Raw genomic sequence first — 21,416 nt, 5'->3', positions numbered from 1 at the left:
TTTTACGCCTGCGAAGTTTTACTTGAGTCTAATTTCATAATATTTCACAAAATAAACGACATACATGACCAGCCCAACTACTGCAATTACGAGACCGATTCCAGTTCCGTTGTTTTCAGGATAATAGTAGTTGATAGCGAGATGAACGGGTACTAGGAGCAACGCTATCACCAGCCATATCATTTCTATTTTTGCTAAACTTTTCTGTGCCTTATCCTTCTTTCTCTGTAACTCAATAAGATTTTCTTCCGCCTTTTTCTGATAATTTTCCATAGTAATCCTTTCTCCGGAGAGCAGCTCATTCACGGTAATTCCGAGAATATCACATAATTCCAGCATAATAGACACATCTGGACAGCTTTTTCCCGTTTCCCATTTAGAGACCGCCCGATTGGTAATGTTAAGTTTTTCCGCCAACTGCATTTGCGTAAGGTTTTTTTCCTTACGGCACTCGGCAATAAATTTTCCGATTGCTTCCTGATTCATTTCCTGACCTCCTTGCAACCATCATACGCGGCAAAATCTCTTCAAAAAAGGAACTCCTGGTGGATTTTCGGCAATTCCACCGCTGGTTGACTCGTAAAAACATAAATATTTAACTTCTTTTATAGCTTTTCCTTAAACACAAGGGTTCTCCGGCAGAAAAACTTTCCTTTAATATAACAAAAGTACCCTGATAGTTCAACACAGCTTTTTTTCTGTGTCTTACTATCAGGATACCGTTTTTCTCTTCCCTTTTCCAGCATGATAGATAATCCTGGCTGCAACAATTTCTATTTTAAATATGCCTCCACGATTTCCCTGCTCACGCTCTCCTCAATGGCATCGTACACCGGCCGGGAGGCCTCCCGCATTTCCCGGGTCACACTCTCGTCCAACTTAATGATCTTCGTTCCACTTGCTTCGATTTCTTCTATTTTTGCAGCGATTCTATCATCTGATGCCTTCCGCGCCGCCTGTTTTGCTGTCCCGGCAGCCTGGGTAATAATCTCCTGCTCTTCCCTTGAAAGCTCCTGGAAAAATTCATCACTGACGACCAGCGAGATCAAATGTGGCAAATGATTGGTCTCCACCACGTAATCCTGCTGCTCATACAGGCGGTTGGAAACAATGACCTCATAGGGATTCTCCTGTGCGTCAATGGTTCCCTGCTGAAGCCCTATGTAGACCTCGCTGAAGGTCATCGGAGTCGGAGACGCGTCCAGCTCCTTCCAGAAATCCATGTGATAGGAATTCTCCATGGTACGGATCTTCTGGCCTTTAAAATCCGAAAATACCGTGATCTCTTTGTTGGTAGACATGACACGGAAGCCCTGGTCCGCATATCCGAGAAGCCTATATCCGCCCTTTTGATAGACCTTCTCCATCAAACCATAGAACCCAGGTTCATCTACCTTATCCCGTGCTTCCTGGATACTATTGAATATACAGGGCATGTCAAAAATCGCAAGATCCGGCATGAACGTGACCTGAGGCGCCGTATTCTGGATCACAAACGGAATGTCACCGTCCTTGCAGGTCTCAAGAAGCTCACGGTCTCCCCCGAGCGTACTGTTGGGGTAGACCTGGATCTTCATTTTCCCCCCGCTTAAGCGCTCTACCTCTTTTACGAACTCCTCCGCGTAAATCTGCGTTACCGTATCTTCGGGGCTGGCGGTTCCGAGAGGCCAGGCGTAGCGCTGTTCTTCCTCAGATGTTCTGCTCTGACAGCCGGTCAGCATCAGCAAAGCTGCCGCAAGAAGCACTGCCACTGCCGCATTTGCCACACGTCGGGGCTTTATTTTGCCAAGCATGCCTAAGCGAACGCCCAGTGGACGTTCATCCCGGCTTTGTGTTCGCTTTCTTCTCATCATTTTCTGCTGCCTCCTATAAGAACATGGTGCTTACCGCCGGTACGAAGGTGATGACGAGAAGCGCGACCAAAAAATAAAGAATCATAGGCATCGCCTTTTTCGCAATTTTCATCACCGGGATATCCGTAAGCGAGCTTGCCACGAACAGATTCACGCCGATCGGCGGAGTTACAAATCCAATCGCAAGGTTCACGACCATCATAATACCGAAATGCACCGGATTCATTCCCACTGCCGTCACGATAGGCAGAAGAATCGGCGTCAGGATCAGGATCGCCGGGGTGGTGTCCATGACCATTCCCACAATAAGCAGGAACACATTGATCACCAGAAGGAGAATGATCTTGTTGGTAAAATGCGTCAGGATCCAGGCGCTTACACTCTGCGGCACCTGCATCAGGGTCAGCACCCTGGAAAACGCCACGGAGGAAGCCAGTATGAACATGATCGGAGCATAGGTGCGCACCGCCTCCACCATGATTCCCCAGATATCTTTTACCTTGATCGACTTATAAATGAACATACTGACGATCAGTGCATAAAATACCGAGATTACCGCCGCTTCTGTGGGAGAAGCGATTCCCGAGTAAATGCAGCCAAGAATGATGACCGGGCTCAACAGAGCGAAGAAACTCTCCCTTAGTACCTTGAGAAATCCTTTGGCGTGAAGCGCATCTACCACCTCGCTGATTTTCTCCTTGTCCTCCCCGTTCTTTTTGCAATATAGGACTGCATAGAACATCAGAAGCCCTCCGATCAGAAGCCCCGGAATAATTCCGGACAGAAACAGATCACTGACCGACTCCCCGGAGGCCATACCATACATAATAAACGGAATGCTGGGCGGAATAATGACTCCCAGCCCTCCGGCGACCGCCACCACGGCAGTCGAGAACTCTTTATCGTATCCCAGCTTCGTAAGGACTGGAATGGTCATACTCCCCACGGCCGCCACCGTCGCCGGAGCCGACCCGGAAATCGCCCCATAAAACAGGCAGGTCACGATGACCGCACAGGGCATGCCCGCGGTCAGCTTTCCCAGAAAATAGGCGAACACATCAAATAATTTCCGGGATATTCCTCCTTTTGCCATCACGATCCCTGACAGAACGAACATCGGGACCGCAAGAAGTGGAAAGCTGTCGATCCCACCTAACATGGAACGGATCACGAACTGGCCGGAGGCCGTAAAGGACGAATCAAATGCACCCGGCAGAACGGCTACGATTCCCAGAGAAATTGAGACCGGAATCGCAATGACAAGGCATACTATAAAAATCAAAAAAACTACGATTGCCGGCATCTTCTATTCCTCCTTTTCCTCTTTACTGCGAACAGTTTGTAATTCAATCCACCACCTCTGCACGATCCGTATCGCCACTAATATAAAACTGACAAGGGGCGCCGCCTGAATATAGTACATCGGTATATGGCACGCCGGGCTGACCTGGCCGCTTTCCACAGCAGACATCAGGTATTTCACTGCAAACGGAATCAGATAGAAAAAGAACGTCAATTCTATCGTGTGATTGACCAGCTTGAACATGGCTTTCCCGCGCCTGGGGAACATGGATACAAATTGCTCTATTTTAATGGACACACATCGCTTCGTGCAATAGCTGACACTGATAAAGCCCGCCCACACGAACAGATATCGGGTCAGTTCTTCCGACCAGGAAGGCGCCGCGCCGAGCACATATCTGGAAAACACCTGAATCCCCATGATGACCGTCATTAAAATCAGACTTACGACCATCAGGAATTCCTCTAAACTGTCATTAAGCCATGACACTATTTTTTTCATAGGTCTCCTTTCACCTTAATGCTTGTTTTTAAAAAACCTGGCGTTTACGAAAGCGTCAGGTTTTTGGGGAACTATCTTGCTATTACAGACTCTTGTGCAGCAGGTTCAAAACGGTACTTAGGTCCTCCACGCCCATCTGTCCCGGTGCAGATGCTTTTTTCGCTGCTCCGAAGGTAAGGGCGGAACCGAACACCTCTCCACAAAGTCGGCTGATCACGCCAGTGCCCGCCATGGACATGGTGATGATCGGACGATCCGCATATTTACGGGTCATTTCTTCTGTTGCGCTAAGAAGGGTCAGTACGTCCTCTTTGCTCTGCGGCATCACCGCGATCTTCGGAATATCCGCGCCTAATTCCTGCATTTTGCGAAGTCTTCCTATGATATCCTCTTTTTCCGGAGTTTTGTCAAAGTCGTGGTTGGAGGCTACTACTTTCACTCCGCAGCTATGTGCTCCCTCAATGATCTCTTTTACGATCTCATCACCGGTAAATACTTCTACGTCTACCAGATCCACATTGCCGGTCGCAGCGACAGCCTTGTTAAGCTCTGCGTACTGTTTCGGCTCGATTGCTTTCTCGCCGCCTTCTTTGGAGGTACGGAAGGTAAACAGGATCGGTGTCTCTTTTAATACTGCGCGGAGCTCCTTAAGAACGTCTTTTACCTGTTCGATATCGAATACGCCCTCGAACCAGTCCACACGCCACTCCACAACGTCCACCGGAATGCTGTCGAAGGTCTTTGCTTCATTTATGATTTCTTCTTTCGTAACGCCTACGATCGGAACGCAGATTTTCGGAACTCCTTCTCCGATCTTAATATTTCTGACTTCTACTGGATTCATGCCTATTCCTCCTTTTGTGGCAGGGCCGCCTCAAACCGCCCTGCCTGATTCTTTTTCTTTACTATACTCTATTTATAATCTATCCTATCAGGACAAAGGTCCACCGCCCCTTTACACAGATACTGTACGACTACTTAGACGCCTCTGCATTTTTCAAAAGGGTACCATATCTTGCATTTACGAAAACAGCAAGAAGGACGCCGATCACTGTAATTACGATATTCATTACGATAACGCCGGTAGAGGTCATCTTGGACGCCGCACTTAAAATCGTATAGTTGCAAAGGCTGGAAGCAATCATGACAAGACTTGTGATTGTTCCTTTAATCTTCGGGAACAGGTCATTTACCGTTGCGGTCGCCATCTGAAGTACTCCGCCTGCCGCCGCATATCCGATAACGAAGGCGCCTACATAGCAGATCATCGGTGTCTTAACGAGGTAGACCAGAACCAGCATGATCGTGGAAATCGCCGGATAAATCACCAGAAAACGTACCTGTTTGAACTTGGTGATCAAAATACTCGTCACGATCAGCGCGACCATCGTTCCTGCTGAGTAATAGGTCTGCATCATGGAAACCTTCTCAGACGCAATACCTGCGATCTCCTTACCAAATGTCTGCGCGCAGTTCAGCCAGAGCTGGAACGTTGCCGTACTGGTAAAACCAATCAGGATCAATGCGATACTCTCTACGGAGAAATGCGCATTTTTCAGATTGTTCAGGAAGGACTCTCCCTTTGCGCTCTGCGATTCCGCCGGCAGCGGTGCAAAGATTGCCAGTACCCCAAGTACTGCTATTACAATACCAGCTACCAGAGGAAGTGTCAAATACGACATTTTTGTTGCTACCACAAGACCTAAGAAGAATGGCATCAGAAGCTGTGCAACAGAAATGAAGAATTTGATTCCCATGGTCGCAATACCGGTATATTTGTACATGATTTCCGCAACTGCCGGGTAGGTCGCCGTATCCAGGAAGGAGTTTGCAATTCCGCCAAGAACTGCCGCGATATAAGCCACCTGCATATTCGGTGAAAATGCGATTCCCACAAAGAAGATCACATAAGACGCCACGCCGATCAGCACGGAGAGACGGCGTCCCAGTTTATCGGACAGGGGTCCTGCAAACGGGAGGGAAATCAGACGTCCAAGTCCAAGTGCTGCCGCGATGGCGGTTACTGTCATAACATCTTCCACGCCCCACTGCTCGATCAACAGTTCTTTTACGACCTGCTGGCTCAAGATGGAACAGCCAATACCGTGGATAAAATAATTCATGTATAGAATCAATGCGCTGGGTATGTATTTTTTATTCATGTTATACTCTCTCTTTCCTTAATTACATCATTGAGTGTCTACGCTCCGTATTTAATTCCGAGAACTTCCTTCATGTGCTCGATCGGCATCTCTTTTCCGGTCCAGAGTTTAAATGCTGCCGCGCCCTGGAAGAGCATCATGCCGAATCCGTTCATGTTCTTGCAGCCCACTTCTTTTGCCATTCTAAGAAGCTCGGTCTCCGCCGGAGAGTATACGGTATCGGTAACGATAAGGTCCGGTCTTAAGAAGGATTTATCCGGAATCACGGCCTTTCCTTCCAGCGGCTTCATTCCCACGCCTGTTGCATTCGCGAACAGATAGGAATCATTGATCTCTCTTCTTAATACCTCCAGATCCTCCAGATCGTAGAGGGTCGCCTTACAGTTCGTGTTGCTGTTGATCTTTTCAACGGTCTCTACTGCGTTATCCCAGAACTTATCTCTGATATTGAAGATTGACATTTCTTTTACGCCGTCCAGCGCTGCCTGAATCTCGATCGCAGTTGCTGCTCCGCCCGCACCGGCGATGGTCATTTTCTTCCCAATCACGTCAATATCGTAGTCTTTCAGAGACTGCATATATCCGATACCGTCTGTAATGTGTCCGATCAGCTTTCCGTTGTCATTGACGATCGTATTAACCGCACCGCACATTTTCGCTGCCGGTGAAAGCTCGTCAAGATATTTATGTACGACTGTCTTGTTCGGCATGGAAACATTGGAGCCTACCAGTTTTAATGCACGAAGGCCTTTTACTGCATCTTCCAGTGTGCTGTTGTCTACCTCAAATGCAAGATATGCATAGTCCAGTCCCAGGTAAGCAAATGCCTCGTTGTGCATTGCCGGCGAGCTGGAATGGCGAATCGGATACGCCATAAGTCCGATAAGTTCTGTGTGACCTGTAATTCTTTCTGCCATGATTTTTCTCCTTTTCTCTTTCCAAATCTTTTTTACTGTTTCTTCTGCCTTACAATCGCTGTCTGGTTCGTTCAATTTTACGAATCTGCCCAATTTGTTAAAATTTAAACAACCTCTTGATAGTTAAATTATAAACGATATCATTCGATACTACAAATACATGTTTTGTCATTTATTGATAGCTTTTAGGTATCAATTATGGTATAATGTCCACGAAAGCAATGAGCAGTGCCAAAGTACAGAAAAAGCAATCGGCTGCTCGCAGACGAATTGCTTTTCCTGTACTTTGATAGGGCGAAAGCCCGTGAACGAAAGAGCGTTCCGCTCTTTCGTTTCGCACTGCACTAACCCCCTCTATTATGAAAGGAAGAAACTTCTATGACTCTGAATCAGCTGGAATATTTTCAGACGGTCGCTCACCTTCAGCATTACCGTCAGGCAGCCGAAAAGCTCATGATCTCACAGCCCAGCCTGAGCCGTTCCATCGCTGCCCTGGAAGAAGAACTAAATCTGGTGCTTTTTGAAAAGAAGGGAAGAAATGTAGAACTGACCCGGCCCGGCCACATGTTCCTTGCGCATGTAGACCGGATCATGGACGAAGTGCACACCGCCCAGTATAAGATGAAACAGCTTGCCGGAAGCGGCGGACACATTGATATCGCCTACGTATTTCCACTTGCAAGCTATTATATTCCCCACACAGTGCGCTCCTTTCTGGACATGGATAAGAATCAGAACGTTACCTTTAATTTTAACCAGACGCACACCGCGGATATGGTGGCCGGCCTAAAGGCAGACAAGCATGACATTATCTTCTGCTCCTACGTGGAAAATGAACCGGAAATCGAGTTCATTCCGATTCTTCATCAGGAAATGGTCATCATCACCCCAAAGGGCCACCCTCTGACCACAAAGGAGACCGTCAGCTTCCGGGATCTTGCCGATTACCCGGTCATCGGTTACGACAAATTCTCAGGACTTGGCGGGCTTACCAACCAATTCTACCAAAAGAATCACCTGAAGGTGGAATTTGTCTGCGAGTGCCCCGACGAAAACTCCATCGCTGCGCTGGTGGCTGAGAATTTCGGAATTGCTTTTGTTGCACACGTAGACGCCATCGACCCGGATAAGGTCGCGATTCTTCCCATTTCTGATGTCACCTCCAGGCACACGGTCTATATGGGATACCTCCGCGACAAATATCGAATCCCGGCTACGACACGTTTTATACAGTTCGTTAAAAATATGGGAAAAGAACAGATTTCTTAGAAGCCAAAACAAGGTCCACTGGACCTTGTTTCAGGCATGCCTGGCAAATATAGAAGAGACCGCCACACAGAGCAGTCTCTTCTGTATTTTTATCCTTTAAACCGACCTCGCACGAACTGGGCAAATTCCCGGATCACCGGTGCCTGATACTTCTCTTTCAGTCGTGCCATGTAAATATAACGCTCATATAAGGGACTCTTGATATCAAGGACCTCCACGTCCAGATTCTTTAGAATCGGAATCTCCGGCATCACCGCGATCCCGAACTTCTCTGCAACCAACCCTGCCATAGAACCATCTTCCAAAATCTCATATGCAATCTTCGGATTCCCGCCAATCTTCTCATAGAGCTGATCGATCACCGGCCGAAGTCCACTGTTCCGGCTAAAATAGATCAATGGATAATCCAGCGTATCCTTGAGGGCGATACTTCCCTTTCCCGCCAGATCATGACCTTTTGGCACTACTACTACTAATTTTTCCTTTCCGATTGGTACAAATTCAATATCTGGTTCCTTCTCTTTGCGTGAACAAAGAGCAATATCATACTTCTCATCTTTGAGACCTTGAATGATCTCCGCTGTACTTCCTACGTTAAAGCGGAAATCCACGTTCCACCCCTCATGCCGCCGAAGAAAACTTCCCACCAGCTGCGGTACAAAAACACTTCCAAGCGTGAAAATGTATGCCAAATCAATCACTCCGCTTGTCTCACTTGTTAGTGCCCTGGTTTTTTTAATACCGCTTTCGAGAACGCCCAGAGCTTCTTCCACATATTCCAGAAAGATTCTGCCGTATTTTGTCAGTACTACATTCCGTCCGCGTTTCTCGAAAAGATTTGTGCCCAGTTCCTGTTCCAGCATACTGATGGCATGGCTTAAACTCGGCTGTGTGATGGACAATACTTCAGCTGCCCTTGTATAGTGCTCCATGTGAGCAAGTGTTACAAAGTAGTGAAGCTGATTGAGATTCAAAACCTGCCACCTTCTTTCCTGTTTATAATTATTTCCACGATCCATGGGCCATGCAGCCATGCAAGCATGGCTATTTGGCGACTGCCGCGATAGTCAAATACCTCGCAGCTTGCTGCGGGGTATCTAACTTAGTCTTACCATAACACAAATTTTTTTGATTTTCTACACCATTTCGATAAATAATACAACATATTTTGACCTTTTTCCTAAAATCATTCTGAACGGTCTATTACTTTAAATTTAATGATAGTTTTAAACTATTATTTGTGCACATTTTTTCAATTTGTTTTTTTATGTATTTCGGATTATAATATTTTTAACAAAGCGGCACGCCCAAGCCGAATGTTAAAATACAGCCTCTTGTGTTGCGATTATTTTACGATGTACGGATTGCTCCACAGTTCGTGCTCCCGTAATCATCATCATTTCACGGAGGAATTTATAATGAAAAGCAAGTATAAACACATATTCGAACCATTTACCATCAAACATATGACCATCAAGAACCGTATCGTCATGACCCCTATGGGAACGAACTATGGCGAGCAGAGCGGTGAGATGAGTTTTCTTCACATTAACTATTACGAGCAGCGTGCGAAAGGCGGCACCGGTCTTCTGATCGTGGAAAATGCCAGTGTGGATTCCCCGCAGGGCTCCAACGGAACAACGCAGCTTCGCATCGACCACGACAATTATCTTCCCCGCTTATTTAAATTATGCGAGACCGTACATAAGCACGGGGCATGTATTGCCATTCAGATCAACCATGCCGGCGCCTCCGCGCAGTCTGCACGTACCAATATGCAGCCGGTTTCCGCATCGGATATCCCTTCAAAGGCAGGCGGCGAGATTCCGCGCCCGCTTACGAAAGACGAGATCCTTCATATTGTTAAGAAATACGGTGAGGCGGCCAAACGTGCGCAGATCGCAGGTTTTGACGCCGTAGAGATCCATGCAGGCCACTCTTACCTGATCAGCCAATTCCTCTCCCCTCTTACCAATAAGAGAACCGACGAATTTGGAGGAACGCCGGAAAACCGCGCCCGCCTTGCCAAAATGGTGATCGAAGAGGTCAGGCGGCAGGTGGGACCGTTCTTCCCGATTTTCGTCCGCATCAGTGCAGATGAGTTCATGGAAGGCGGAAACACGCTGGACGATTGCCTGGATTATCTCCAATATTTCCAGGAAGAAGTTGACGTGTTTGACGTCTCCGCCGGTCTGAACGGCTCGATCCAGTACCAGATTGACGCGAACTACCTGCCGGACGGCTGGCGTTCCTACATGGCGAAAGCCGTCAAAGAGCGTTACGGTAAGCCCTGTATGACCATGGGTAATATCCGTAATCCGCAAGTCGCAGAGGACATTCTGGCGCGTGGGGACGCAGATCTGATCGGTATGGGCCGCGGCCTGATCGCTGACCCGGAATGGGTAAATAAAGTAGAATTTGGCGACGAGTGCGATATCCGCAAATGTATCTCCTGCAACATCGGCTGTGCGGGACACCGCATCGGAATCAACCGCCCGATCCGCTGTACCGTAAATCCCTCCGTAAATATGGGAGAAGACTATAAGAAACATAAAATCAATAAACCCTGCAACGTGGTAGTCATCGGAGGAGGAACCGCAGGTCTTGAGGCTGCATGTACCGCAGCGGAGGTCGGCTGTACCACCTTCCTGATCGAGAAGAAGCAAAGTCTTGGCGGGCTGGCAGCGATCATTTCCCAGATTCCGGACAAGAAACGACTGGCGGATTTCCCCAACTATCTGATCCACCGGGCAGAAAAGCTGCACAACCTGTTCATCTTCAAGAATACAGAAGCAAGCATTGACATGATTAAGAGTATGAATCCGAACATCATCGTAAATGCGACCGGCTCCAATCCTCTTCTGCCGCCGATCAAAGGGCTGCATGAGAACATTGACAAGGAAGGCGGTAAGGTCTCTTCCATCACCAATATGATTGCACATGTCACCGAATATCCAGAAGATCTGACCGGGAAAAAGGTGGTCGTAATCGGCGGCGGCGCCGTTGGTCTTGATGTGGTCGAGTTCTTTGCTCCGCGCGGCGCAGATGTAAGTATCGTGGAGATGATGCCGGTAATCGGTAACGGAATCGATCCGGTCTCCAAGGTGGGAACCTTTGCGCTCATGGAGAAACATGGTGTAAAACAGTGCCCGAATACGGCTCTTCTGGAAGTAAAAGCCGACTCCTTCCTGGTAAAGACCCCTGAGGGAAATGAAGAGGAAATGCCGTTCGACTATGGATTTGTCTGCCTGGGAATGCGCGCGAACGCCCCGATTCTGAATGCAGTCCGCGAAGAATTCGAGGACCAGAATGTGGAGATCATGAATATCGGCGACAGCGTTCGGGCAAGAAGAATTATTGAGGGGACCGAGGAGGCACGGAACATTCTGAATGTTCTGGCAAAGCATGATTATCTGTAAGATATCCGTATACCGAGATGAAGGTCCACTGGACCTTCACTTAGGCATGCATGGCAACCGAGATGAAGGTCCACTGGACCTTCACTCAGGCATGCGCACTTTTTACTCTTCCTGGCTTTCCTTCTCATCTAATCCACAACCGTAATCTTCTCAATCACCGGCTGATTCTCGGCCGCTACGGTACCGTTTCCGTCCTCCACCGGGGTATCCTTACAAATCTGATCTACGATCTCCATGCCTTCCGTGACCGTGCCAAAAGCCGCATAGTCCCCGTCCAGATGCGGACTGTCGGACTGCACGATGAAGAACTGCGAACTTGCACTGTCTACTGCCTGGGAGCGTGCCATGGAAATAGTACCCCTTACATGAGAAATGGAGTTTTCCACGCCATTAGAAGCAAATTCCCCTTTGATTGTCTTATCAGAGCCACCGGTTCCATTTCCCAGCGGGTCTCCACCCTGAATCATGAACCCGTCTATAATCCGGTGGAAGGTCAATCCATCATAAAACCCTTCCTCTGCAAGGCCAAGAAAATTCTCGACTGTGATCGGAGCCGTGTCTGCGTCCAGCTCCACCTTGATCGTGCCGTAGTCCTTGACAACAATCTCAACATGATGCTTTCCCGAAATATCCGGCCCCTCTTCTTTGCCTGATGACTCTTCTTTTTCCTCAGAAAATTCCTTGTCCTTCCCGGAAGCCTCTTCCTTTTCACCGCAGCCGGCAAGCATTGCACATGCAAGCATCATAACGCATAGCATACTAACTATTTTCTTAAACATGTTCTTTCCTTCTTTCTTCTAAAATCTAAAAATAGAATACCTTCAAATTATAACAAGCTTCTCTCTTTCTTTCAATGGTTATTCTTCTAACAAACGCTTCACCAACATGTCCCGGTTATTTATGAACATCTCCATGACCTGATAGCTCTCTGTCTCCTCGTATGTGCACTCCTTTATTCCCTCGTCCTCAAAAGCATAAATCTTTGCCCCCGGAATACCAAGTAAGATCGCAGAATGCGACGCGATAATGAACTGCGACCCTGTCCCCGCCATTCTTGCAATCTGGATAAATAAGGTCAACTGCCTTTGCGGCGACAGCGCTGCCTCCGGCTCGTCCATAATGTATAATCCCGGCCCGTCAAAGGACTGGAAATATGCCAGAAAGCTCTCCCCGTGGGATTGTTCGTGAAGAGATTTTCCTCCGTATCGCTTATAATACACCTCTTTGGGCGTAAGATCCCTGTAATCCTCCGCCTTACTGGCAACATTGAAAAAGCTCTCCGCCCGGAAGAAATAACTGTTCCTTGGACGCAGAAACCCTTTTTCGATCTTGATCGCCTCCCCCAGCTCAGACACGTCGTCATAGGTACTGAAATGATAGTTCAAAGTACCGCCCTCCGGGTTAAAGCCGTAGGCCACGGCAAGCCCCTCGATCAAAGTTGATTTCCCCGTTCCGTTTTCCCCTACAAAAAAGGTGATTGGATTCTGAAATTCCAATTCCTCTATCTGACGGATCGCCGGAATTTCCTGCAAATAAGAATCCCTGCTTATTTGGTTCCAATCTATACGCATTCTTCTAATATAATTCTGATTCATAAAATGCCTCCGTTATGCATGGCAACCGAGATGAACGTCCACAGGACGTTCGCTCAGGTATGCTTGGCAACTAAAAATCTGAGTGATCTCTCATCTCACATTTTATGAAAATCTTCTATAAAATGTAAGGAAAATGTAAGATTATTCGAATGTCATTGCAAGGTTATTCCTGTATAATATGATTATAAACAGAATTTCCAATATTGAAAAGAATTTATGGCAATAAAACTATTTACATTTTTTCACAAAGGAAGGATACCTATGAAACATATCAAACGAATTTTGGGATTATGCATACTCCTTATTCTTCTGACAGGAGGATATTTTCTGTATCAAGGCTTTCAAATGTACGATTCGGCCATGAAAGAAATGCCGTTAGAGGACAAGATTGCTGAAATTCGGCAGAAGCCTGCTTATACGACAATCGAGGAGCTTCCGGATACCTATATAAAGGCCATCGTTGCCGTGGAGGATAAACGCTTCTATGAGCACCCGGGCATTGATCCGATTTCCATCGGACGGGCCGTTATAAATAATGTAAAGTATCGAAGACTGATGGAAGGCGGCAGCACAATTACCCAGCAGCTTGCCAAGAACCTGTATTTTGACCAGGACCAGCTCGTCACGCGCAAGATCGCCGAGGGAATTCTGGCACTCAAATTAGAGCAGGAATTCACCAAGGACGAGATATTAGAGCTCTATGTGAACTGTATCTATTTTGGCGATGGCTACTACTGTGTGGCAGACGCAAGCCGCGGCTACTTCGGCAAGGCTCCCGACAAAATGTCGGATTATGAGAGCACCATGCTGGCCGGTATTCCTAACGCACCCTCCGCCTACGCCCCTACCGTCAATCCGGACCTGGCAAAAAAACGCCAGGAAAAAGTAGTGCGAAGCATGGTACGCGAAAAATGTCTGACGCAGGAGGAAGCCGATCAAATCCTGGCTGGGCAATAAGCCTGGCCATCTCTATTCCCCCTCCATCCCCCGCATTTCCTGTAAAGTAGCCGAGATGAACGTCCACTGGACGTTCACTTAGGCATGCATGGCAGCCGAGATGAACGTCCACCGGATGTTCACTTAGGCATGCATAGCAACAATAAGCGCCGATTCCTCTATTGAACCGACGCTCTTTTTATTTCACAGAAAACGCTTGCTATCTTCTAGCTTTCTAAACTATCCCTGTACAAAACTCATCTCCAAATATGGCGCCATCTCCACCGGTATAAAATACCCTTTGTCGTGTCTGCACACCGGGCAGACCTCCGGCACTTTCATTCCCTGCTGAATATGGCCACAGTTCAGGCACATCCACATACCGGACTCGGACCGTTCAAAGTAAGTACCGCTCTCCAGCATTTCCTTAAGCTTTCCGAATCTTCTGCCGTGCACCTTCTCCACTTCCGCAATCTGATAAAATGCGGACGCTGCCTCCAAAAATCCTTCCGCCTTCGCCTCGTCACCAAACGCCTGGTAAACATCTTCATACTCTTCCATCTCGTTATGCTCAGCCGAACGCAGAAGCTCGATCACACTGTCGTGATGATCTACCGGAAATCCCCCACAGATCTCAATGGTATTCCCGGAAAGGCTCTTAAGCAGATCATAATACCGTTCCGCGTGCGCCCGTTCCTGATCAGCCGTAAACAAAAACACCTGGCTGATTGCCTGCATCTTCTGTTTCTTACACGTCTCTGCCGCAATCGTATACCGGTTTCTCGCCTGGCTCTCCCCGGCAAATGCCTTCATCAAATTCTCTCTTGTCTTGCTTTCCTTAAACTCAATCGCCATCTGTACACACTCCTTTTTTTGATTCTACCTATGAAGCATCTTCTCGCTTCCCCATCGTCAATGGAATAAATCTCCCTACTAGTATGTTCCAGATGTGGCAAATTATACATTTTCTATATTCAGCTTTTCGTCTATATCACGTCAGATGAAATCTTCCCCAGCTTTTTATCCTTCTTATAAAAATGAAGCACGATTTTTTCCAGATAACGTTTCAGCACGATCTGGATTTCTTCCTTCGGATGAATCGGCATGACCAGAATGCTTTTGATTCCGGTCCGTTTCGCGCCCCAGACATCAGTAAACAACTGATCCCCGATAAATAGCGTCGTGTTTTCATCAGTTCCCATGAGCTCCATCGCTTTGCGGTAATTCTTCGTCGAAGGTTTATGCGCATCATAAACGTAACGGCTCTCTACCTGCTCTGCAAAGGGCTGCACCCTCGGCTCCTGATTGTTGGAAATCAGGCAGGTATCAAATCCAATCCTTCTAAGACGCTCAAACAACACGATAGCCCTGTGATCGGCCGGTTTCCCATGAGGTACCAGCGTATTATCAATATCAAAGATCAATCCCCGATAACCTTTTTCATATAATTCTTCAAATGCAATTACATAGGTAGACGCCACATATGCGTCCGGATAAAATGTATTAAACATGCCTTCCGTCCATTTCCAGCAGCTTCTGGATCAGATCTTCGCAGATCTGGAGCACCGTCTTATTGTCCGTTTCCACCACGATATCCGCAGCCGCTTCGTATTTTTCACGTCTTGCTTCCATTAACTGTCCGATATATTCCACATTCTTATGTCCGTTCAACAGCGGTCTTTCATCGCTGTCCTTCACCCGGCTCAAAATCGTCTCCGGATCAGCCTTTAGAAGAACGACCCTGCCATTCTTCTTCATCTCCGCCACATTGCGCTCCCGCATGGCAACGCCGCCTCCACATGAAATGATCACGTTCTGTTTCTCCTGCATCTCAATCAGAAGATTGGTTTCCAAATTGCGGAAGTACTCTTCCCCGTAGGTCTCAAAAATATCGGAAATACTCATGCCTTCCCGCTCTGCGATCACCTGGTCCATCTCCACCACTTCCATGGCAAACATAGTGCTTAGATAATCGGAAATAGTACTCTTTCCGGCGCCCATGAATCCGATCAATACAATATTATAGTCAAACAGCTTTCTCGCCTGTATCTTCTTACTATTCCGTAAAATATGGCGGAACACATCATAGATCTCATTCCTGTGTTTATTGCTGTGGAGCTTTACCAACATACGGTTCTTCTGCTTTTCCTCCTGCTCCGGCTGAAGAATCGGCATTCCGTATTTCTCCTTGTATCCCATGATCTTCTCTACGATCAGATACCGCTCCATAAGTGCGTCCATCAATTTATCATCACATGCTGCCAGTTCCTTACGGAACAACTCTAAATCATTCATCTGTCTTCCTCATTTCTTTCTAGTCTTAAGTAGTTCGCATATGGATATGATAGCACGCTCTCACATACAGAATCAATAGAAAACTGTTTTTCAGACAGCAATCTTTTCTCCCTCTATACTGCTATGACTCCATGGCCTTTTTTACATCTGCCCGGAACTGCTCCCAGGCTTCTTCGTTTTCCACAAAATACTTTGGGCAATTCTTCCCTGTCACATCATAATGCCGTATCACATCATTTTCCGTAAGCGAAAATTTCTCACAAAGCCACGCCGTAAGCTGCACCATGGTCCGGTATGTATCTGCGTTAAACTGCCCCGTTTCGTCCGGGTGGCAGCACTCAATGGAAACGGTGTCCATATTTCTGCTATTTGAAGCATACGCCACTTCCCAGGTGGGAATGCACTGCACCACTTCCCCTTCCAGTCCTACCACAAAATGACTGCTGGCCTTCGTGAGATGTGTGTCCTTCAAATTCTCAAAATAATTTCGGTTCGCCATCGCTCCAGCTCCCGGGTTGGCTGTATAATGAATCACGATTCCCGTAATCTGATTCGATTCGGTGCCCGGTCTGGAATATTCATTTACTGTTAAAAGCTGTACATCAATATCCGGCTTGGTGGCATCGATCTTCTCGTCAGCAATCTCCCGATATCTTCCCGGTCCAAAAAATCCCTTTCCCGTCATTTTCATGAATGCCAGCCCGAACAGAAGAAAAATCAGCACACCGACGCCGATCTTTATTCTCCTTTTGAGTTTTATTCTCTGATTTTTCGTATAATAGCTTTTTCCATCGCGGGATCTTCCCGCCTTCTTCCTTGGTCTTTGTCCTCTCATGGTCTCATCCATACCTTTTTATCCAATATTCGCCTGCTCTGCACCTGGCCTTCCACTTGTCAGCCTCAAGCAAAACAGACGTTCCGTTCTTTTATATACAGCATACCATGATTCTCTAAAGAATCTACTAACAAAAGCTTATATTTTTCTTAATTAACACCGCCAAGATGAGAGCTACACTGGGCCTTCATTTAGACATGGACTACTGCTAACAAAAATAAAAGTCCATCAAACATTTACTCAGGTATACCTGGTAAAAAACACCCGCCAGGACCTGCGACCTGACGGGTATCATTTACACTAGTATACATTTCACAAATAACTGCACCAAATCACTTGCCTGCTTTGCCGATTACACTGATTCAAAAGTCTCAACGCAGCATATTTTACTCATCTACGCTATAGTTTGGAGCTTCTTTCGTAATATGGATATCATGCGGGTGGCTTTCTTTCAGAGATGCAGAAGAAATCTTAACGAATCTGCCTGTCTCCTTCAAGGTCTCGATATCCTTTGCTCCACAGTATCCCATACCGGACCGAAGACCGCCCATGAGCTGGAATACAGTGTCTTCTACGGTTCCTTTGTAAGCCACACGGCCCTCAACGCCTTCCGGAACCAGTTTCTTGGCATCTGACTGGAAATATCTGTCTTTGCTTCCGTTCTCCATAGCTGCGATAGAGCCCATTCCGCGGTAAACCTTGTACTTTCTTCCCTGGTACAGTTCGAAAGTTCCCGGGCTTTCATCACAGCCTGCAAAAATACTTCCCATCATGCAGACGTTCGCACCTGCTGCAATGGCTTTGGTCATGTCACCAGAGTACTTAATACCTCCATCGGCGATAATCGGGATTCCGTACTCTTTTGCTGCTTCATAACAATCCATAACGGCCGTGATCTGCGGTACTCCAATACCTGCAACGACACGGGTCGTACAGATGGAACCAGGTCCGATTCCTACCTTCACTGCATCTGCGCCCGCTTCGATAAGTGCTCTTGTCGCTTCACCGGTCGCCACGTTACCTGCGATCACCTGAAGTTCTGGGAATGCCTCCTTGATCATGCGTACGGTGCGGATTACATTCGCAGAATGTCCATGTGCGGAATCAAGAACGACTACATCTACCTTTGAGTTAACCAATGCCTCAGCACGCTCCAGGCAATTTGCAGTGATACCGATCGCAGCACCACAAAGCAGACGTCCCTGCTCGTCCTTTGCAGACATCGGGTACTTGATCTGTTTCTCAATATCTTTAATAGTAATTAAACCTTTTAAGTTGAAATCTTTATCTACAATTGGGAGTTTTTCTTTTCTTGCTTTCGCAAGGATCTTCTTTGCCTCTTCCAGTGTGATCCCTTCCGGTGCAGTGATCAGACCTTCAGCAGTCATGGATTCTTTGATTTTTTTAGAGAAATCTTCTTCAAATTTAAGATCACGATTCGTAATGATACCTACCAATTTTTTGCCTTCTGTGATCGGCACACCGGAAATACGGAACTTTGCCATCAATTCATTCGCATCTGCAAGCGTGTTATCGGGTGACAGATAGAACGGATCTGTAATTACCCCATACTCAGATCTCTTGACCTTGTCCACCTCTTCTGCCTGCTGCTCAATCGTCATATTCTTATGAATAATACCAATACCACCCTGACGTGCCATGGCAATCGCCATTCTGTGTTCCGTAACGGTGTCCATACCTGCACTCATCATCGGAATGTTCAGTTTAATCTTCTTGGTCAGGTGTGTTTCAAGGCTGACCTGATTAGGAATAACTTCGGAATATCCCGGTACCAGCAGGACATCATCAAATGTAATTCCTTCGCCAATAATCTTAGCCATGATTCTTTCCCTCTCTTTCTCGTCTGTGCTTGTGATTTATCTGCTATCATACAATAAAATCCACATCTGTGTCAACCCCTTTTATAACTTAAATAGCGCAAAATAAATAACAAACTATTTATCTTACGCTATCTATATATCCGGGATTATGCCGGGGACACCCCTTTGTGTCTCTCCCACATTTACAACTTAGTTTTGAAAAAATTCTACTTAATGACCTTCCTCGGTGCCAGCATACGCATTCCTTCCAGAATCACATCATCGGGCTCGAAAACGATTCTCTGCTTTGCGCCGCTTTTCACAACAATCATCTCATAAAGTCTGGCATCTGACATGCCGGAACTGAAATCCGTTGCCTTTATATTCTGAAAACCATGGAGCTGGGCGGCTCCCTTCGGAGCGATCAGTTCCATATCATTGATTGCCATTTCAAAAATTCTCTTTCTCTTGGATTTGGACATGATCTTATCGATATCCAGATTGCCATTCACATACAGATATTCATACTCCACGTTCAGACCGCGGAATACAAAATAATCTATAACACCAGCGATCACGACGATCAATATTCCAAATGGAAACAGCAGCATTGCAAGAACAGCAATCGTAGTCATCAAAGCCAACCCACCCATAATCACGTAAGCACTGGCCGGGGTCTTTCTCTTGACCAGTTGTTCGGTATAATAATCTCCCATAACTTACCTCCAAAGTTCTTTTGTTTAGTTTTTTGTCCTATATATACGGGCACCTTTCTATTTTACCATTTTTAGAACAAAAAGAAAACTCCTCTTATGAGGAGTTTTCAAAATTTTCATAATTTCTGTGATTTTCTTACATCATGCCCATTCCCGGAGCACCGCCTGCCGGCATAGCCGGAGCATCTTCCTTGATGTTTGCAACAACGGACTCTGTGGTAAGAAGGGTAGACGCAACACTGGTCGCATTCTGAAGAGCGCTTCTGGTTACTTTAGCCGGATCAAGGATACCTGCTTTTACCATGTCAACATACTCTTCCTTGTATGCATCAAATCCGAATCCCGGATCAGCCTCTTTTACTTTATTAATGATGACTGCGCCTTCCAGTCCTGCATTAGCAACAATGTGGTAAAGCGGAGCTTCCAGAGCTTTGAGTACCACGCCTGCACCGGTCTTCTCATCGCCGCTCAGTGTCTTGGCCAGTTCTTCCACTTCCTTAGATGCGTGGATATATGCAGAACCGCCGCCTGCGATAATTCCTTCTTCTACTGCTGCTCTGGTAGCTGCAAGTGCATCTTCCATACGGAGTTTTGCTTCCTTCATCTCAGTCTCTGTCGCCGCACCTACGCGGATTACAGCTACGCCGCCTGCCAGTTTAGCAAGACGCTCCTGTAATTTCTCTCTATCGAAATCAGAGGTCGTCTCTTCAATCTGTGCCTTGATCTGTCCGATTCTTCCCTCGATTGCAGCCTTGTCGCCCATACCGTCAACGATCACGGTGTTCTCTTTCTGAACTTTTACGGATTTTGCACGTCCAAGCTGGTTCATGGTAACTTCCTTCAGATCCAGTCCCAGTTCCTCGGAAATCACCTGGCCGCCGGTCAGGATCGCGATATCTTCCAGCATTGCTTTTCTTCTGTCGCCATAACCCGGAGCCTTTACTGCAACTACGTTGAAGGTTCCGCGGAGTTTATTTACGATAAGAGTGGTAAGTGCCTCGCCCTCGATATCCTCAGCAACGATCAACAGTTTTGCTCCTGACTGTACGATCTGCTCCAGAAGCGGAAGTATCTCCTGGATATTGGAAATCTTCTTGTCTGTGATCAGGATATACGGATCTTCCAAGTTCGCTTCCATCTTCTCCATATCTGTACACATATATGCGGAAATATATCCACGGTCAAACTGCATACCTTCTACCAGATCCAGTTCTGTCTTCATGGTCTTGGATTCCTCGATGGTGATAACGCCGTCGTTGGAAACCTTCTCCATCGCATTTGCTACCATCTCGCCTACTTCGTCATCGCTTGCAGAGATTGCTGCTACTCTTGCGATCTGGTCTCTTCCTGTTACCTTGCTGCTCATCTTCTGGATTGCTTCTACAGCGCAGTCTGTCGCTTTCTTCATACCCTTTCTGAGAACGATCGGGTTTGCTCCTGCTGCCAGGTTCTTCATGCCTTCATTCACCATAGCCTGTGCAAGTACGGTAGCTGTTGTGGTTCCATCACCTGCCACATCGTTGGTCTTGGAAGCGACTTCACGGATAAGCTGTGCGCCCATGTTCTCAAATGCATCTTCCAGCTCGATCTCCTTTGCAATGGTAACACCGTCGTTGGTAATAAGCGGTGCGCCGAAAGATTTGTCAAGAACGACGTTACGTCCCTTCGGTCCCAAGGTTACTCTTACGGTGTCGGCAAGCTGATTGACACCTGATTCCAATGCTGCTCTGGCTGCTGCGCCATATTTGATCTCTTTTGCCATAATTATCACTCCTGATTCTGATTTTTATTTATT

At 46.9% G+C, this 21,416-nt stretch carries 20 protein-coding genes; 3 read left to right on the top strand and 17 right to left on the bottom strand.

Translation table 11 applies throughout. The annotated features are described in order from the left end of the window. Nucleotides 1–18 precede the first annotated feature (18 nt). The 7 genes from ABXS75_10115 to ABXS75_10085 all read right to left on the bottom strand — a co-directional run bounded on the left by ABXS75_10115 (nt 19) and on the right by ABXS75_10085 (nt 6,736). Entirely contained in the window at nt 19–486 is a 468-nt protein-coding gene (locus ABXS75_10115; GenBank protein XCP83446.1) for a helix-turn-helix transcriptional regulator, read from the bottom strand. Nucleotides 487–773: 287 nt separating this feature from the next. Then, the gene (locus ABXS75_10110) at nt 774–1,721 is read right to left on the bottom strand and encodes a TRAP transporter substrate-binding protein (GenBank protein ID XCP87130.1); all 948 of its coding nucleotides are present in this window, start codon (nt 1,719–1,721) and stop codon (nt 774–776) included. 145 nt (nt 1,722–1,866) lie between these two features. After that, on the bottom strand, nt 1,867–3,156 hold the full coding sequence (locus ABXS75_10105) for a TRAP transporter large permease (GenBank protein XCP83445.1): 1,290 nt from the start codon (nt 3,154–3,156) through the stop codon (nt 1,867–1,869). A 3-nt stretch (nt 3,157–3,159) separates the two neighbouring features. After that, nucleotides 3,160–3,657: a TRAP transporter small permease gene (locus ABXS75_10100; protein XCP83444.1), complete on the bottom strand. Its 498-nt coding sequence runs from the start codon at nt 3,655–3,657 to the stop codon at nt 3,160–3,162. A gap of 82 nt (nt 3,658–3,739) precedes the next feature. After that, complete coding sequence (aroD, locus tag ABXS75_10095) at nt 3,740–4,501, bottom strand: type I 3-dehydroquinate dehydratase (GenBank protein XCP83443.1); 762 nt, start codon at nt 4,499–4,501, stop codon at nt 3,740–3,742. Between the two features lie 130 nt (nt 4,502–4,631). After that, nucleotides 4,632–5,819, bottom strand: coding sequence for an MFS transporter (locus ABXS75_10090; protein XCP83442.1), 1,188 nt, complete (start codon nt 5,817–5,819; stop codon nt 4,632–4,634). Between the two features lie 38 nt (nt 5,820–5,857). After that, entirely contained in the window at nt 5,858–6,736 is an 879-nt protein-coding gene (locus tag ABXS75_10085) for a shikimate dehydrogenase (protein XCP83441.1), read from the bottom strand. Between the two features lie 378 nt (nt 6,737–7,114). On the opposite strand from ABXS75_10085, the gene ABXS75_10080 reads away from it, so the two are divergent. Then, complete coding sequence (locus tag ABXS75_10080; GenBank protein ID XCP83440.1) at nt 7,115–8,005, top strand: LysR family transcriptional regulator; 891 nt, start codon at nt 7,115–7,117, stop codon at nt 8,003–8,005. 89 nt (nt 8,006–8,094) lie between these two features. Here the strand turns inward: ABXS75_10080 and ABXS75_10075 are convergent, their stop codons facing one another. After that, a complete protein-coding gene (locus tag ABXS75_10075) occupies nt 8,095–8,979 on the bottom strand; it encodes a LysR family transcriptional regulator (protein ID XCP83439.1) in 885 nt (294 codons plus the stop codon). A gap of 444 nt (nt 8,980–9,423) precedes the next feature. Between ABXS75_10075 and ABXS75_10070 the strand changes: the two genes are divergently transcribed. After that, nucleotides 9,424–11,424, top strand: a complete 2,001-nt coding sequence (locus ABXS75_10070; GenBank protein ID XCP83438.1) for an FAD-dependent oxidoreductase — start codon at nt 9,424–9,426, stop codon at nt 11,422–11,424. A 128-nt stretch (nt 11,425–11,552) separates the two neighbouring features. Here ABXS75_10070 and ABXS75_10065 read toward each other — a convergent pair whose 3' ends face one another. Both ABXS75_10065 and ABXS75_10060 read right to left on the bottom strand, forming a co-directional pair. Then, entirely contained in the window at nt 11,553–12,203 is a 651-nt protein-coding gene (locus tag ABXS75_10065; protein ID XCP83437.1) for a peptidylprolyl isomerase, read from the bottom strand. Nucleotides 12,204–12,281: 78 nt separating this feature from the next. After that, complete coding sequence (locus ABXS75_10060) at nt 12,282–13,019, bottom strand: AAA family ATPase (GenBank protein XCP83436.1); 738 nt, start codon at nt 13,017–13,019, stop codon at nt 12,282–12,284. Nucleotides 13,020–13,280: 261 nt separating this feature from the next. Here ABXS75_10060 and ABXS75_10055 point away from each other — a divergent pair, with 261 nt between their 5' ends. Beyond that, nucleotides 13,281–13,976 (top strand): transglycosylase domain-containing protein, encoded by a 696-nt coding sequence (locus ABXS75_10055; GenBank protein ID XCP83435.1) that lies wholly within the window; start codon nt 13,281–13,283, stop codon nt 13,974–13,976. Nucleotides 13,977–14,195: 219 nt separating this feature from the next. Here the strand turns inward: ABXS75_10055 and rbr are convergent, their stop codons facing one another. From rbr to groL, 7 genes are all read right to left on the bottom strand, one after another. Next, on the bottom strand, nt 14,196–14,810 hold the full coding sequence (gene rbr / locus ABXS75_10050; protein ID XCP83434.1) for a rubrerythrin: 615 nt from the start codon (nt 14,808–14,810) through the stop codon (nt 14,196–14,198). Nucleotides 14,811–14,941: 131 nt separating this feature from the next. Then, complete coding sequence (locus ABXS75_10045; protein ID XCP83433.1) at nt 14,942–15,466, bottom strand: YqeG family HAD IIIA-type phosphatase; 525 nt, start codon at nt 15,464–15,466, stop codon at nt 14,942–14,944. Beyond that, nucleotides 15,459–16,250: a shikimate kinase gene (locus ABXS75_10040; protein ID XCP83432.1), complete on the bottom strand. Its 792-nt coding sequence runs from the start codon at nt 16,248–16,250 to the stop codon at nt 15,459–15,461. The genes ABXS75_10045 and ABXS75_10040 overlap by 8 nt, the downstream gene beginning before the upstream one ends. A gap of 121 nt (nt 16,251–16,371) precedes the next feature. Further along, nucleotides 16,372–17,097: a peptidoglycan recognition family protein gene (locus tag ABXS75_10035; protein ID XCP83431.1), complete on the bottom strand. Its 726-nt coding sequence runs from the start codon at nt 17,095–17,097 to the stop codon at nt 16,372–16,374. Between the two features lie 374 nt (nt 17,098–17,471). Continuing rightward, the gene (guaB, locus tag ABXS75_10030) at nt 17,472–18,926 is read right to left on the bottom strand and encodes an IMP dehydrogenase (protein XCP83430.1); all 1,455 of its coding nucleotides are present in this window, start codon (nt 18,924–18,926) and stop codon (nt 17,472–17,474) included. 206 nt (nt 18,927–19,132) lie between these two features. After that, nucleotides 19,133–19,621 carry a DUF6106 family protein gene (locus tag ABXS75_10025; GenBank protein ID XCP83429.1) on the bottom strand — a complete coding sequence of 163 codons (489 nt, stop codon included), beginning with the start codon at nt 19,619–19,621 and terminating at the stop codon, nt 19,133–19,135. 136 nt (nt 19,622–19,757) lie between these two features. Next, nucleotides 19,758–21,383 carry a chaperonin GroEL gene (groL, locus tag ABXS75_10020; GenBank protein ID XCP83428.1) on the bottom strand — a complete coding sequence of 542 codons (1,626 nt, stop codon included), beginning with the start codon at nt 21,381–21,383 and terminating at the stop codon, nt 19,758–19,760. Between the last annotated feature and the right edge of the window lie 33 nt (nt 21,384–21,416).

It is taken from the genome of Roseburia hominis, from assembly GCA_040702975.1.
GTDB lineage: Bacteria > Bacillota > Clostridia > Lachnospirales > Lachnospiraceae > Allocoprococcus > Allocoprococcus hominis_A.
The sequence above is the reverse complement of the archived record's forward strand: the minus strand, read 5'-3'. Positions and strand labels throughout refer to the sequence as shown.

Excerpts from the sequence above, each read along its gene's own strand:
- ABXS75_10080 (XCP83440.1), top strand. The coding sequence starts at position 7,115 with ATGACTCTGAATCAGCTGGAATATTTTCAGACGGTCGCTCACCTTCAG.
- ABXS75_10045 (XCP83433.1), bottom strand. The coding sequence starts at position 15,466 with ATGTTTAATACATTTTATCCGGACGCATATGTGGCGTCTACCTATGTA.
- ABXS75_10115 (XCP83446.1), bottom strand. The coding sequence starts at position 486 with ATGAATCAGGAAGCAATCGGAAAATTTATTGCCGAGTGCCGTAAGGAA.
- ABXS75_10055 (XCP83435.1), top strand. The coding sequence starts at position 13,281 with ATGAAACATATCAAACGAATTTTGGGATTATGCATACTCCTTATTCTT.
- ABXS75_10085 (XCP83441.1), bottom strand. The coding sequence starts at position 6,736 with ATGGCAGAAAGAATTACAGGTCACACAGAACTTATCGGACTTATGGCG.
- ABXS75_10110 (XCP87130.1), bottom strand. The coding sequence starts at position 1,721 with ATGCTGACCGGCTGTCAGAGCAGAACATCTGAGGAAGAACAGCGCTAC.
- ABXS75_10070 (XCP83438.1), top strand. The coding sequence starts at position 9,424 with ATGAAAAGCAAGTATAAACACATATTCGAACCATTTACCATCAAACAT.
- rbr (XCP83434.1), bottom strand. The coding sequence starts at position 14,810 with ATGGCGATTGAGTTTAAGGAAAGCAAGACAAGAGAGAATTTGATGAAG.
- ABXS75_10035 (XCP83431.1), bottom strand. The coding sequence starts at position 17,097 with ATGGATGAGACCATGAGAGGACAAAGACCAAGGAAGAAGGCGGGAAGA.
- aroD (XCP83443.1), bottom strand. The coding sequence starts at position 4,501 with ATGAATCCAGTAGAAGTCAGAAATATTAAGATCGGAGAAGGAGTTCCG.
- ABXS75_10065 (XCP83437.1), bottom strand. The coding sequence starts at position 12,203 with ATGTTTAAGAAAATAGTTAGTATGCTATGCGTTATGATGCTTGCATGT.
- ABXS75_10105 (XCP83445.1), bottom strand. The coding sequence starts at position 3,156 with ATGCCGGCAATCGTAGTTTTTTTGATTTTTATAGTATGCCTTGTCATT.
- ABXS75_10025 (XCP83429.1), bottom strand. The coding sequence starts at position 19,621 with ATGGGAGATTATTATACCGAACAACTGGTCAAGAGAAAGACCCCGGCC.
- ABXS75_10060 (XCP83436.1), bottom strand. The coding sequence starts at position 13,019 with ATGAATCAGAATTATATTAGAAGAATGCGTATAGATTGGAACCAAATA.
- ABXS75_10090 (XCP83442.1), bottom strand. The coding sequence starts at position 5,819 with ATGAATAAAAAATACATACCCAGCGCATTGATTCTATACATGAATTAT.
- guaB (XCP83430.1), bottom strand. The coding sequence starts at position 18,926 with ATGGCTAAGATTATTGGCGAAGGAATTACATTTGATGATGTCCTGCTG.
- ABXS75_10040 (XCP83432.1), bottom strand. The coding sequence starts at position 16,250 with ATGAATGATTTAGAGTTGTTCCGTAAGGAACTGGCAGCATGTGATGAT.
- groL (XCP83428.1), bottom strand. The coding sequence starts at position 21,383 with ATGGCAAAAGAGATCAAATATGGCGCAGCAGCCAGAGCAGCATTGGAA.
- ABXS75_10100 (XCP83444.1), bottom strand. The coding sequence starts at position 3,657 with ATGAAAAAAATAGTGTCATGGCTTAATGACAGTTTAGAGGAATTCCTG.